The 13,239-nt window shown below is 62.0% G+C and carries 9 protein-coding genes; 2 read left to right on the top strand and 7 right to left on the bottom strand.

What is annotated here, in order from left to right; all coding sequences use genetic code 11:
- Window positions 1-38: 38 nt before the first annotated feature.
- From lgt to AAAT03_RS06905, 4 genes are all read right to left on the bottom strand, one after another.
- Entirely contained in the window at window positions 39-860 is an 822-nt protein-coding gene (gene lgt / locus AAAT03_RS06920; protein WP_349102948.1) for a prolipoprotein diacylglyceryl transferase, read from the bottom strand.
- A 109-nt stretch (window positions 861-969) separates the two neighbouring features.
- Complete coding sequence (locus AAAT03_RS06915) at window positions 970-1,248, bottom strand: NifU family protein (protein WP_099432127.1); 279 nt, start codon at window positions 1,246-1,248, stop codon at window positions 970-972.
- A gap of 172 nt (window positions 1,249-1,420) precedes the next feature.
- Entirely contained in the window at window positions 1,421-1,945 is a 525-nt protein-coding gene (locus AAAT03_RS06910; protein ID WP_349102947.1) for a dCMP deaminase family protein, read from the bottom strand.
- Between the two features lie 82 nt (window positions 1,946-2,027).
- The gene (locus AAAT03_RS06905) at window positions 2,028-2,879 is read right to left on the bottom strand and encodes a type III pantothenate kinase (protein WP_117770097.1); all 852 of its coding nucleotides are present in this window, start codon (window positions 2,877-2,879) and stop codon (window positions 2,028-2,030) included.
- 289 nt (window positions 2,880-3,168) lie between these two features.
- Between AAAT03_RS06905 and AAAT03_RS06900 the strand changes: the two genes are divergently transcribed.
- Both AAAT03_RS06900 and AAAT03_RS06895 read left to right on the top strand, forming a co-directional pair.
- Window positions 3,169-4,872, top strand: a complete 1,704-nt coding sequence (locus AAAT03_RS06900; protein ID WP_349102946.1) for an OPT/YSL family transporter — start codon at window positions 3,169-3,171, stop codon at window positions 4,870-4,872.
- A 215-nt stretch (window positions 4,873-5,087) separates the two neighbouring features.
- Entirely contained in the window at window positions 5,088-6,227 is a 1,140-nt protein-coding gene (locus AAAT03_RS06895; protein ID WP_349102945.1) for a DUF389 domain-containing protein, read from the top strand.
- A gap of 125 nt (window positions 6,228-6,352) precedes the next feature.
- Here the strand turns inward: AAAT03_RS06895 and AAAT03_RS06890 are convergent, their stop codons facing one another.
- The 3 genes from AAAT03_RS06890 to AAAT03_RS06880 all read right to left on the bottom strand — a co-directional run bounded on the left by AAAT03_RS06890 (window position 6,353) and on the right by AAAT03_RS06880 (window position 13,229).
- Complete coding sequence (locus tag AAAT03_RS06890) at window positions 6,353-6,802, bottom strand: hypothetical protein (RefSeq protein ID WP_117637650.1); 450 nt, start codon at window positions 6,800-6,802, stop codon at window positions 6,353-6,355.
- 270 nt (window positions 6,803-7,072) lie between these two features.
- Window positions 7,073-8,032 (bottom strand): 3-hydroxyacyl-CoA dehydrogenase, encoded by a 960-nt coding sequence (locus AAAT03_RS06885; RefSeq protein WP_117756876.1) that lies wholly within the window; start codon window positions 8,030-8,032, stop codon window positions 7,073-7,075.
- A gap of 415 nt (window positions 8,033-8,447) precedes the next feature.
- Complete coding sequence (locus AAAT03_RS06880) at window positions 8,448-13,229, bottom strand: acyl-CoA dehydratase activase-related protein (RefSeq protein WP_349102944.1); 4,782 nt, start codon at window positions 13,227-13,229, stop codon at window positions 8,448-8,450.
- Between the last annotated feature and the right edge of the window lie 10 nt (window positions 13,230-13,239).

The raw sequence follows: 13,239 nt of genomic DNA, 5'->3' as shown, positions 1-13,239 counted from the left end.
ACAAAGGTGCCTGCCCCCTTTGTGGTCGTATGTGGTGGTTAAGCGTCGAGGTAGATGCGCTGGGGGCGATTGCGGTGTCGGGCAAAGATGACGAGCGCCAGGCCCGCAATAACGAGCGGAAGGCTCAGCAGCTGACCCATCGTGATGACGCCGCCCAGCAGATAGCCAAGCTGGGCGTCGGGCACGCGCACGAACTCGACGAGGAAGCGGACGATGCCGTAACCCATCACAAACACGCCCATAAACGTGCCCTGGGGCAGCAGCGGCTTTTTGCGGCTGAGCACCTGCAGAATGCAAAAGAGCACAATGCCCTCAAGAAATGCCTCGTAGAGCTGGGAGGGGTGACGCGGCATATCGCCCGCGGTGCCACCGAAGACCACGCCCCAGGGCAGATCGGTCGGCTTGCCCCACAGCTCACCGTTGACAAAGTTGGCACAACGGCCCAGGCACAGGGCCAGCGGAGCGCCAATGACGGCAAGATCGGCCAACGTCCATGCATCGAGCTTATACATGCGGCACACGATGATGCCGCCCAAGATGCCGCCGACCAGGCCACCGTGGAAGCTCATGCCGCCCTCGTTGGTGGCAAAGATCTCGAGCGGGTGCGCCCAGTAGTAGCCGTCGCCGTAAAAGATGACGTAGAACAGACGGGCGCCAATGATAAGGCCAAAGACCACGCCGACCACGACACTCGTCAGGTCGTCAATCGTGATGCTAAAGCCCCAGCGACGCTGCGTGCGGTACATGACGACCGCCGTGAGCAGGGCACCGACCACATAGGCCAGACCATACCAGTAAATCGTGATGGGCCCCGCCGAAATCGCGACGGGATCAAGCATATGGTAGAAGTCGTTGAGCATGTCGACCCTCCTACTCCCTACATACAAATGCGGCCGCGGGCCTTACGCTCGCAGCCGCATATTTGGGCGTAACGTCTATGCGGAGTATGCCGTCCGCAGCTTTCGCATCTTAGAACGGCGCGTACTCGTCGTACAGGTCGTCGGTCTCGCCGGAGGCATTGACCTGCTCGACACGGGTAACGCCGGGCACATGCTCCTTCAGGATGCGCTCAATACCCATGGACAGGGTCAGCGAGCTCATGGGGCAGCCGGCGCAAGCGCCCTGCAGCTCCAGTTTGACGACGCCCTCGTCGTCAACGCCCACATACTCCATATCGCCGCCGTCGGCCTGCAGGTTGGGGCGAATCTCTTCAAGAACCTTCTTAAGCAGCTCTTCGTTAACAGCCACAGGGGCTCCTTTCTCACAATTACGCGGGCGCGCCCGCGGACAGGGGCTATGTTACTACAGCCATGTACCCGCTTAGGCGCCAGCCATGCGTGCGGACACGACTTTCACGAGCGGTCAATTTGGGACGGGTCTCTTTTGGCTGTTTTTTGTTGCCAGCTGGCGTTGCCACGCGCTACTGCCGAGCCTGTCCCTCGGTGCCGATGTGAACATCGACGATAACCTGGCGGTAGCTGATGCCACAGGAGTCGAGGATGCGACGGCTGATGCGCCCATCATCGGTGTCGGCGTACTTGTTGTCCAGGTAGACAACCTCACCCACGCCCACCTGCGCCAGGATCTTGGCGCAGTCGTGGCACGGGAACAGCGTGACGTAGACCGTGGAACCCTCGAGGTCCTTGAGCGAGCCACGGTAGTTGAGCACGGCGTTGGCCTCGGCATGGACCACGTAGTTGTGCTTGTCCTGCAGCGGGTCATCGCTCGTACCCCACGGGAAAAAGTCGTCGTTGAGCGCCGAGGGCGTGCCGTTGTAACCCACCGAAAGGATGCGGTGGTTGGTGCTGGCGATGCACGCTCCCACCTGCGTGTTGGGGTCCTTGCTGCGGCGCTGCGCGGCGATGGCCACGCTCATAAAGAACTCGTCCCAGCTAATGACGTCCAGGCGCTTGCCCGACGCGGTTTGATGAAGATCGTCCGACATGGCAGACACCTCCGCAATCGCAATAGTTTGGCCCATTGTAGCAGGTGAAAGGTAGGGGCGCTTATCCCACCAGCCCCTCGCCCTACGCGCAGCGGGGCTTTTGGTTGATGCGGTAGAGCTCGGCGAGACCCCGCAACGTCAGCGCGTCGTCTACCGTCAGGCTATGGCCGACCAGCGCCGCAAGTGCCTCGGCATCGTCGCCGGTAATGACGATGGGCACATCGCCCTCCCCCGCGGCCTTGGTCGCGCGCATCTCGGCAAGCACCATGTCGAGCATTCCGTCGATGCGGGCTACCTCGCCCAAAACCACACCCGAGCGCATGGCCTCGCGCGTGTTGCGTCCGATGACGTGCGTTGGCGCCGAGGGCTCAACCTGGGGTAGGCGCGCTGCTGCCGCCGAAAGCGAACGGGCGCCGAGGGCCAGGCCTGGCGCGATAACGCCGCCCACAAAGGTACCGTGCACGTCGATGACCTCGATATTGGTCGTCGTGCCCAGGTCAATCACGATGCACGGCGAGCCGTAGACGGCGCGGGCCGCCACGGCATCGGCGATGCGGTCGGGGCCGATCTCGGCCGGATCGTCGTAGTGCACGGGTATGCCGGTCTTAAGTCCCGGCCCCACGGTGAGCACGCGCCCCGTGCAGGTGCGGGAAAGTGCCGCCTTCCACGGGCGCTCGAGCGCCGGGACTACACAGCTCAGCACGGCCGCGGCGGGTGCAAGCACCCCGGGCACACCTGCATCGGCGGCGAGCGCGCCCATGACCTGCATAAGTCGCATGCGCGCTTCGTCGGCCGTAATGCTCGACGGCGTCGTGATCTCGCATGTCGCAAGCGGACATTCCTGCGCCGCGGCCGAATCCTCTGCAAACAGGCCAAAGCGAATGAACGTGTTGCCCACGTCGACCGTCAATATATATGCGCACCCATTAAGCATCGTCGGCGCTCCTTTCGTCTGCCCAGCAGTATATCCCGATGATTATTCTGGGACGGGGATTTAAAAATCATTGCGTACCTGATGATTTTTAAATCCCCGTCCCAGAATAATCATCCTTCGGCTTCGTTTGGGATAGCTAAAAAAGCCCAGTCCCAAATTAACTGCCGTGCCGCTATACTGGTGCGCGGTCGTTTGCGAGCTCACGCGGCGGCCCTTGGTAACCCGACTTCCCGCGCCGTATCCGTAACGGCGCTCCCGGGGGAAGCGGATATACGCAAAGGAGTTTTATATGAGCAATCCCTCGAACCGCGCTTCGATGCGCGGGCAACTCACGCTGCGCGGCGTCGTCATCGGCGTCCTTGGCTGCGTGATCATCACGGCAAGCTCGGCCTACACGGCCCTCAAGATGGGTGCACTCCCCTGGCCGATTATTTTCGCTGCCGTCATCTCGCTGTTCTTCCTGAAGCTCATGGGTGACGCCAGCCTCAACGAGGCCAACGTCACCCACACCATCATGTCCGCGGGCGCCATGGTCGCCGGCGGCCTGGCGTTTACCATCCCGGGCGCCTGGATGCTGGGCTATGCCGACCAGATCAGCTGGCTCGACATGTTTATCGTGGCACTCGCCGGCACCATCTTGGGCCTGCTGGCAACGGCGCTCATCCACCGCCACTTTATCGTGGACGCCGCGCTCGAGTTCCCCACCGGCAATGCCGCAGCTCAGACACTGCGCGCCACCGAGGCCGGCGGCAAGACCGGCAAGCAGCTCTTTGGCTCCATGGCCGTCGCCGGCATCTACAGCGTGCTTCGCGACGCTCTGGGCGTGGTGCCCAGCATGCTGTGCACGCTCAATATCCCCGGCGTGACCTTTGCCATCTATAACTCGCCCATGCTGCTCTCCATCGGCTTTTTGGTTGGCTTCGCCCCGGTTGCCTTCTGGTTTGCCGGCGCGCTGCTAGGTAACTTTGGCATCATCGTGGGCGGCACCGCTGCCGGTCTATTCGACGTTGTGACTGCGCAGGGCATCGTCAAATCGCTCGGCATGGGCCTCATGATGGGCTTTGGCGTCGCCGTCGTCCTCAAGGACATCCTGCCGCAGGTCGCCGGCATCGCCCGCGGCCTCGCCGCCGACAGCTCCAGCGACACCGACGAGCAGTCGCTCATCTCGGGCTCGCTTAAGCTCGACGCCGGCATCATCGGCCTGGGTACTGCCGCCATCGCCGTGATCGTCGCCATCGCGCTCGACCTTGGCCCCGTCCCGGCCGTCATCGTCACGCTGTTCACCTTTGTCACCACCATCATGAGCGCGCAGAGCTGCGGCCAGACGGGCATCGACCCCATGGAGATCTTCGGCCTCATCGTCATGCTCATCGTGGCTGCCTTCGCACAGATCGCCCAGGTCAAGCTGTTCTTTATCGCCGGCATCGTGGCCGTGGCATGCGGCCTTGCGGGCGACGTCATGAACGACTTTAAGGCCGGCGCCGTGCTGGGCACCAATCCGCGTGCGCAGTGGATCGGCCAGGCCATCGGCGGCATCGTGGGCGCCCTGGTCGCCGCTGCCGTCATGGTCGCGCTTGTCACCGCCTATGGTCCGGATGCTTTCGGCCCCGACAAGAGCTTTGTGGCCGCGCAGGCAAGCGTCGTCGCCACCATGGTCTCGGGCATCCCGAGCGTGCCGTGGTTCGCAGGCGGCTTTATCGCCGGCATCGTCATGTACTGGCTCGGCATTCCGGCCATGATGATCGGCCTGGGCGTATACCTGCCGTTCTACATGTCGCTCACGGCCTTCTTGGGCTCCTGCGCCAAGCTCGCCTACGACAAGTGGGCCGCACGCCGCGACGCCGCTGCCGGTCTTTCGGACGAGGAGAAGGCCTCCAAGGATGCCGCCTTCCAGGAGCAGGGCCTGGTCGTCGCCAGCGGCCTGCTCGGCGGCGAGTCCATCGTCGGCGTTATCCTGGCGTTTGTCTCTGTTGGTCTGAGCCTGCTGGGGTAGGCCGAACAACAACGCACCAGCGCAGAGCGCGGGGTCGGAATCAAACCGGCCCCGCGCTTTTTTGTCTATTTGACTCTTATGATCCTCACGGCGTTTTAGCCATGTCGATTGTCCTGACTTCCAGGTCAACAAACCTTGTCTGACACCTCGCCTAACGCGGTGTAGAGTAAAGACGACAGACGCAAGAAGCGGCTCAGAAGCTAAACGAGGTAAGCATGGAACTCGACAAACAACAGATCAAGCGGCTGCGCGAGCGTCATCATCGTCGTCACGGTATACGCCCTGCACACAGCGAGGCCATGGAGAATGCCACCCGTTTCCTTAAGCAGGCGTTCAACATACGCGAGGGACGCGCGCCCTATCACGTGATTCGCAAGCGCTTTGTAAACGGGGCGCGCCTGACTGGCTCGCACTTATGCATCCTGATCATTGCCATGTTGATCGCGAGCATCGGCCTCGATATCGACTCGGACATTGCCATCGTGGGCGCCATGCTCATCTGTCCGCTCATGGGCTCGGTCCTTGCCATGGCATACGGCATCGCCACGCTCGACCGCGAGATTGCCGTCGAGGCAATTGCCGGCCTCGCGCTGCAGATGGTCTTTTGTCTAATCACGTCCACGCTGTACTTTAAGCTCTCGCCCCTTGGCACCACCACGGCCGCCATCATCGACAACTCGACACCGACTGTGTGGGACCTTGCCGTCGCGCTCGCGGGCGGCTTTGCGGGCGGACTGGGCAACTCGCGCGACCAGGAACCCGCCACGCTCATCGCCGGCGTGGCCGTGGCGACCGCGCTCATGCCGCCCCTGTGCGCGGCGGGCTATGGCATCGCCATCGCGAGCGGGTCGCTGTTTCTCTCGGCCCTCTACGAGTTTGGCATCAACGTCGTCTTTATCGCGCTGGCGGCCGAAGCCGTACTACTTCTTTTGCGCGTGCCGCTCAAGCGCGACCTCAACGACGACGGCATTGTGACCGCCGAGGAAAATGCCGAGGTCGATGAGCTGTCACACAAGGTGCGCCGCCGCATCATCGTGGGTACGGTGATCTTTGCCATCCCCTGCATCGTCATGACCGCGGGGTCCATTGGCTCGGCACAGGCCGGCGTGCAGGACGGCTACGGCGTCACCGAAACCACGCGCGAGCTTGCCGCGGTGCTGCCGGGCTTTAAGGATTACACCGTTGCCGTCGAGACCTCGGCCACCGAAGGCGAGGAGGAGGGCCTTGTCGAGCGCGAGGTTGTCGCCCACGTGACGACAAGCGAGGCGCTTGGGGCACACGACCGCCGTGTAGCCCGCAAGCTCATCGACCTCAATGTGCCCGAGCTCGATCGCGTGGAGTTTGATGTGCAGTAATACGCGACGTGGGATGGATGCGCGCAGCCGCGAGTCACGACATGGCGCAGACGTGACGCGGGCCACGAGCAAATAGCGGGGCGCGGTCCATGGCCGCGCTCCGCTCGCTGATTTATTGCCGTGAATCATCTGTCCGCATCGACATCGCCAGACTCCACTGTAAACGCCGGACCGGTACTCACCAGATAAAAACGGGTCACCCTGGTATCTCTAAATAGGTAGAGCAAGCCCTGATCGCGTCGGCGCGAAATATACGCCACGTGGACCGCACCGAATTCTTCGCCGTTTTCCTTCTTTAATATCAGGATGTTGGGGTCATCCGTACGCTTAAACTGCCCGTCCGTGCAGATTCCGTCTTGGTCGACCAGCTGCCATCGACAGTTGTCCTCCTCAAGAAAAGCCAGGGTTTCCCGACTTGTTTCGTCATCCCGATAGTAACCATCAATGGCAAAGCCTTCGGAAACGCATTCCTGCATATAGGATGTTTCTCGATTTATAGCAAACTGCCCTGCAGCGCCCAGGAGCACAGCCAGGCAGACCACTGCGAGGGCTATCGAGATAGTACGGCGGTTCATGTCAACCAGCCCGATACTTGTTTAACGGAGTGCAAAACATACTTGGTACCTCCGGTATCATGACGAACGTCACCTACGGCCTGCCGGCAATCATATGTTTACAACATCAAACCATATGGCAACCACTCGCGAGAGGAGTATCGGCGAACGGTGCATTTTTGCGTTCTATTGGCCAAACGTCAACGCGCGCTACGGCTCTTGCTCGACCTATTCAGATCTTGTCGCATACTACCGTAGATCCCCAACGCTTCCGCCCCCAAGAGATCATTTTTAGTACGTAAAGAAGCCCTCGCCCGAGCTTTCGCCCAGCTTACCTTCGTCGAGCATCTTCTTGAGGACGGACGCCATAGCCTTAAAGTTGTAGGGCATCATCATCTTCTTGAGCAGCGGGCTCACCAAGCCCGGCACCTTCTGATACTGCATGACGATGTTGTAGGCCGTCTGGATACCCACCGTGTCGAATACGCGGAACGGGCCCTTGGGAGCGCCGGTGCCACGCGTCCATGCGAGGTCAATGCTCTTGGGGTCGCTCACGCCCGAGACGTACAGGTCAAGACCCGAAAGCAACCACGGTACCAGCATGGAGTTGAGCAGGTAGCCGTTCTTTTCCTTGTTGACGGGCAGGGCAAGCATGCGGATGTCGTTGGCGAAGTCGACGAGCTCGTCGAAGTAGCGCTTGTCGGTTTGGTCCTGTGCCATGACCTCGGTCATGTTGTTCTTCCAGATAGAGTTGGCAAAGTGCAGCGACAGGTACTTCTCGGGACGGCCGGTGTACTTGGCAAAGGTGCTCGGCAGCAGCGTGGATGAGTTGGTCACGATGACGGTCTTTTGCGGCAGAACCGGGGCGAGCTTCTTGTAGAAGTCGATCTTTGCCTGGGTGTCCTCGGCCATAGACTCGATGACCAGGTCGGCGTCGGCCACGGCCTTGGCAAGATCGAGCTCCAGCTTGAGTGTGGAGTAGGCACGCTCGACGGCGGCGAGCGCCGCTTCCTTGTCGAAGGGCTGGGTGCCATCGGCGATACCGGCGCACCACTCGCCCGTACCGTCCGCCATGCCCTCGATTGCCGCGATGTACTCCTTGCGCACGCGATCGATCTTGGGCTGGGTGCGGCCGATGCTGCCCTCGCTGCGCAGCCAAATCGTTACATCAAAGCCGCAGTAGGCAGCCTGAAAGGCAATCTGGCTTCCCAACACGCCGCCGCCGGCAACACAAACGGTCTTGTAGCTCATGGAACGGTCCTCTCTTACGTAATTCCATAGATGTGTATTTATTCAACCGTAAGGATGACGCGCGCTGGGGGTGGGTTCTATAAACGGGCGGTATTTCGCGGCAAACGGCTACATATGTTCATTATCTCAGGGTTCCGAGGACAGTTTTTGGTGCCACCGAGACGTCGTTTTTGGAAGTATGCGGCAAATTCCGGAACTCTTGAGCACATCCTGGTTTTTCGCCAATAAAACCGCAGGTACAGAGCTTGGACATATCAGGTGTGCTCGGCCTATTCAGATTTTGCCGCATACTTCCGAAATCTAAGTTCGCAAAGGGTGATAGTTGGGGCATTTACGCAACATATGTCCAGCAAAAACGGGTGGTAGTCGATACGCTACCGCCCGTTTGTCTCATATCTAGCCCATAGCAGGCCAGTTACTTCTTAATGCCGCGTCCCAGACGCTTGGCGACCGATGTGACGGCCTCCTCGCTGGCCGGCCCGCAGCTCACGCAGTCGTCATGGGCACGCATCTGACCGGTGACCTCGTCCATCGCGAGCGGCGCCACCTTCTCGAGCTTAAAGCCCTTGCCGGCGCGCATGTTTTCCTTGGCCACGCTGATCATGAGCTTAATGCGGTTGAGCTGGTTGACCTCGGACGCACCGGGGTCGTAGTCCACCGCGACAATGTTGCTCTCGGGATGCTGGCGGCGCAGCTCCTTGATCACGGCCTTGCCCACCACGTGGTTGGGCAGGCACGCAAAGGGCTGCGTGCAGATGATGTTGGGCGCACCATGGTCGATCAGGTCGAGCATCTCGGCCGTGAGCAACCAGCCCTCGCCCATGTTGTTGCACACCGAAAGTACCGTACGGGCCTTTTCGGCCATGGTGCCGATGCGCTCGGGCGCCTCGAAGCGGCGGGACTTCTCGAGCATCTCCTCCACCGGCGTGCGCATCCAGTCCACAAGCTTGATGAGCGCTTGCATGCCCGCGCGCGTAGTGGCAGAGCTACCCAGCTCGTCCTTCTGCAGCTCCGCGTTGCTCATGGAGTACAGGAAGAAGTCGAGCAGGCCCGGCACCACGGCCTCGCAGCCCTCGCGCTCGATGACATCGACCACGTGGTTGTTGGCCGTGGGATGGAACTTGACCAAGATCTCGCCGACCACGCCCACGCGCGGCTTAGTACCCTCGCCCACGAGCGGCATGGTGTCGAACGCTCGGATGGCCTCGCGGCACAGCTTGGTGTAGTTATGCCTGTTGAACTTGGGCGCCAGCTTGCGGGCGCGCGCCATGTACTCCTCGTAGAGTGCGTTCGCCGCACCGGGCGTTGCCTCGTACGGGCGGCAACGATAGAGCATCTGCATCATCACGTCGCCAAAGAGCACCGCGTAGACTGCCTGCTTAAGCAGCGCCGGCGTAATCTTAAAGCCGGGGTTGTCCTCGCCCAGCGCCACGGCCGAAAGCGAGATCACCGGAATCTCGGGGTGGCCGCTCTCGCGCAGGGCCTTGCGGATAAGCGCGATGTAGTTGGTGGCACGGCAGCCACCGCCGGTCTGGCTGATGACCACGGCTGTCTTGGACAGGTCGTACCGACCGCTCTCGATGGCCTCCATGATCTGACCCGTCACCAGGATCGACGGATAGCAGATGTCGTTGTTCACATAGCGCAGACCGGCCTCGACGGCATCGTGGTCAGTCGAGGGCAGCAGCTCCAGGTTGTAGCCGGCACCGCGGAACACCTCTTTGACCAGGTCAAAGTGGATCGGCGCCATCTGCGGGCACAGGATGGTGTAACCCTCCTCGCGCATCTGCTCGGTAAAGGGCACCTTGGGCCATGCGGTCGAGGCGCTCTCACGCTGCGCCTCGAACGTGTACTTGCGGCTCGCGAATGCGGGAGCATCCATGGAGGGTGCCACCGGCGCGGCGTCGCCCTGCTCGTAGGCCTCGCCCGCTGCCGTAGCCTCGGCCAAGCGCTCGGCCTCCTGGTCCTTGAGCGCCGCCATGAGCGAGCGGATGCGGATGCGCGCAGCGCCCAGGTTGGACACCTCGTCGATCTTGAGCACGGTGTAGATCTTGCCGCTGGCCTCAAGGATTTCCTGCACCTGGTCGGTGGTCAGAGCGTCCAGGCCACAGCCGAAGGAATTGAGCTGGATCAGATCCAGGTCGTTGCGCATCGTCACAAAACGGGCGACGGCATACAGGCGGCTGTGGTACATCCACTGGTCGACGACGCGAATCGGACGCTCAGGCTTTACCAGGTGCGCGAGCGAATCCTCGGTAAAGACCGCAAAGCCAAAGCTCGAGATAAGCTCGGGCAGGGCATGGTTGATCTCGGGGTCGTTATGGTAGGGGCGGCCGGCGAGCACAATGCCGTGGCCACCGTGGTCCTCGACCCACTTAAGAGCCTCCTCGCCCATGGTCTGGATGTCCTCATGGAAACGCGCATCGGCCTCAAAGGCAGCGTTGACAGCGGCATCGACCTCGGAGCGCGTGATCTTGGGCCCACGCACGCGACCGCGACCGGCTTGCGCATCGGCCACACGGTCGACGGCGAGCACCTGGTACAGACGGCGCTTGAGCTCGGTCTTGTCGTGATACGGCACAAACGGATACAGGAACTCGATGTTCTGCTCGCGGATCTCGTCGATGTTGAGTGCCAACGCCGTGGGGTAGCTCATGACGATGGGGCAGTTATAGCAGTTGCCAGCCGTCGGATCCTCCTTGCGCTCCCAGCGCACGCACGGCATCCAGATGAAGTCGACATCGCGGTCGATAAGGTTCATCACATGGCCGTGGCTCATCTTTGCCGGATAGCACACGCTCTCGGACGGCATGGACTCGATGCCCGCCTGGTAGGTCTTCTTGCTCGACTGGTCGGACAGCTGCACGCTAAAGCCCAGGCGCGTAAAGAACGCATGCCAGAAGGGGTAGTTCTCGTACATGTTGAGTGCGCGCGGGATACCCACGGTGCCGCGCGGGGCCTCGTCGGGGCTCAGCACCTCGCGGTTAAAGAGCAGCTCGTTTTTCTTTTTAAAGAGGTTAGGAGCCTCGGTTTTTTGCTTTTTGTGGCCGGCACCCTTCTCGCAGCGGTTACCGGTAATGAAACGCCTGCCGCCGCCAAAATCGTTGACGGTGAGCTGGCAGTTGTTGGAGCAACGGCCGCAGCGGACGTGTTTTTGCGTCACGGTGAGGTGCGCGATGTCCTCGGCCGACAGGATGGTCGAGGTGCCGTCGGCGCCGGCGCGGTCGCGGGCGAGCAGGGCCGCACCGTAAGCACCCATGCAGCCGGCGATGTCGGGACGCACGGCGTGCACGCCGGTGAGCTGCTCAAATGCGCGCAGCGTGGCATCGGACATAAAGGTGCCACCCTGAACGATCACCTGGCTGCCGATCTCCTTGGGGTCGCGCAGCTTAATGACCTTGAACAGAGCATTCTTGATGACGGAATAGGACAGGCCGGCCGCGATGTCGCCCACCGTGGCACCTTCCTTTTGCGCCTGCTTGACGCGCGAGTTCATAAAGACCGTGCAGCGGCTGCCCAAATCGACCGGGGCCTTGGCATGGATGGCGGCATCGGCGAACGCGCGCACGTCCATGTTCATGGACACGGCGAAGCTCTCGATAAAGCTGCCGCAGCCCGATGAGCAGGCCTCGTTGAGCATAATGTGCTCGATGACGCCGTCCTTCACGCGCAGGCACTTCATGTCCTGGCCGCCGATGTCCAGGATAAACTCGACACCGGGCAGGAATGCCTTGGCGCCGCGCAGGTGCGCGACGGTCTCGATCTCGCCGGAATCGGCCTTGAGGGCCTCGATGAGCAGCGCCTCGCCGTAGCCCGTGGTGGTCACGTGGCCGATGGTGCAGCCGGCAGGGATGTGATTGTAGAAATCGGCCATGATGACCTTGGCCGTGCCCAGGATGTCGCCGTTGTTGTTGCCGTACCAGGTGTGCAACAGCTGGCCGTCCTCGCCCACGAGCGCGGCCTTCATGGTGGTGGAGCCGGCGTCGATGCCGATGAACACGCGGCCGGTGTAGCCGTCGAGCTTACCCTTGGGGACGACTTCCTGGTCGTGGCGGTTCTTGAACTCGGCAAAGTCCTCGTCGGTGGCAAAGAGCGGATCCAGGCGCTCGACCTCGGCACCCTGCGTGTCACCCAGGCTGTCGATGGCCTCGATAAGCTGCGGGAACGTGCTGAGCTTGTTGGACTCGTGCGCCATGGCAGCGCCGCTCGCCACAAACAGGTGGGCGTTTTGGGGCACAATGCGGTGCTCCTCGTCCAGGTTGAGCGTGAGGTAGAAGCGGTGGCGCAACTCGGAGAGATACTGCAGCGGGCCGCCCAGGAAGGCGACGTTACCGCGAATGGGACGGCCGCACGCCAGGCCCGAGATGGTCTGGGTCACGACGGCCTGGAAGATGGAAGCGGCGACGTCCTCGGGGCGGGCGCCCTCGTTGAGGAGCGGCTGCACGTCGGTCTTGGCAAAGACGCCGCAACGGCTGGCGATGGGATAGATGGTGGTGGCGTTGGCCGCGAGCTCGTTGAGGCCGCTCGCGTCGGTGTGCAGCAGAGTGGCCATCTGATCGATGAACGCGCCCGTGCCGCCGGCGCAGGTGCCGTTCATGCGCTGCTCGATGCCGTTGTCAAAGTAGATGATCTTGGCGTCCTCACCGCCCAGCTCGATGGCGACATCGGTGGCCGGGATGAGGGTCTCGACGGCGCGCTTGCTGGCGATGACTTCCTGGACAAACTCCAGGTCGAGCCACTGGGACAGCAGCAGACCGCCCGAGCCGGTGATGGCACAGGTCATCTGGGCCGTCGGCAGCACAGTCGCGGCACCCTCGAACAAGTCGCGGGCGCAAGCGCGGACGTCGGTGTGGTGGCGCTGGTACTTGGCGTAGACGATCTGGTTGTCATCGTTGAGCACGGCAAGCTTGACGGTGGTGGAGCCCACGTCGATGCCCAGGTGCAGGTTGCCGCGGGCGGCCTCGGAGTTGAAAATCGCGCCTTCGGGGGCGTGGGCGGCGGCCACGGGCTCAGCGGCGGTGGCGAGCTCGCTAGCGATGGACGTCTCCCCTGCCGCGTTCTTGGCATCGGCAACTGCCTCGGCAACTTTCTCGGCAGCCGCGGTCGCGGCCTTCTGCGCGGCGTCCACCACGGCGGGCGCGGCCTCGCGTGCGGCAGCGACCATACGATCCTTGATGCCCTCGACGAGTTTGCTCATTGTCTCTCCT

The organism is Collinsella sp. CLA-AA-H167, assembly GCF_040095305.1.
Taxonomy (GTDB): Bacteria; Actinomycetota; Coriobacteriia; order Coriobacteriales; family Coriobacteriaceae; genus Collinsella.
The sequence above is the reverse complement of the archived record's forward strand: the minus strand, read 5'-3'. Positions and strand labels throughout refer to the sequence as shown.

Coding starts and splice junctions, on each gene's coding strand:
- AAAT03_RS06890 (WP_117637650.1), bottom strand. CDS start 6,802: ATGAACCGCCGTACTATCTCGATAGCCCTCGCAGTGGTCTGCCTGGCT.
- AAAT03_RS06905 (WP_117770097.1), bottom strand. CDS start 2,879: ATGCTTAATGGGTGCGCATATATATTGACGGTCGACGTGGGCAACACG.
- AAAT03_RS06900 (WP_349102946.1), top strand. CDS start 3,169: ATGAGCAATCCCTCGAACCGCGCTTCGATGCGCGGGCAACTCACGCTG.
- lgt (WP_349102948.1), bottom strand. CDS start 860: ATGCTCAACGACTTCTACCATATGCTTGATCCCGTCGCGATTTCGGCG.
- AAAT03_RS06895 (WP_349102945.1), top strand. CDS start 5,088: ATGGAACTCGACAAACAACAGATCAAGCGGCTGCGCGAGCGTCATCAT.
- AAAT03_RS06885 (WP_117756876.1), bottom strand. CDS start 8,032: ATGAGCTACAAGACCGTTTGTGTTGCCGGCGGCGGCGTGTTGGGAAGC.
- AAAT03_RS06910 (WP_349102947.1), bottom strand. CDS start 1,945: ATGTCGGACGATCTTCATCAAACCGCGTCGGGCAAGCGCCTGGACGTC.
- AAAT03_RS06880 (WP_349102944.1), bottom strand. CDS start 13,229: ATGAGCAAACTCGTCGAGGGCATCAAGGATCGTATGGTCGCTGCCGCA.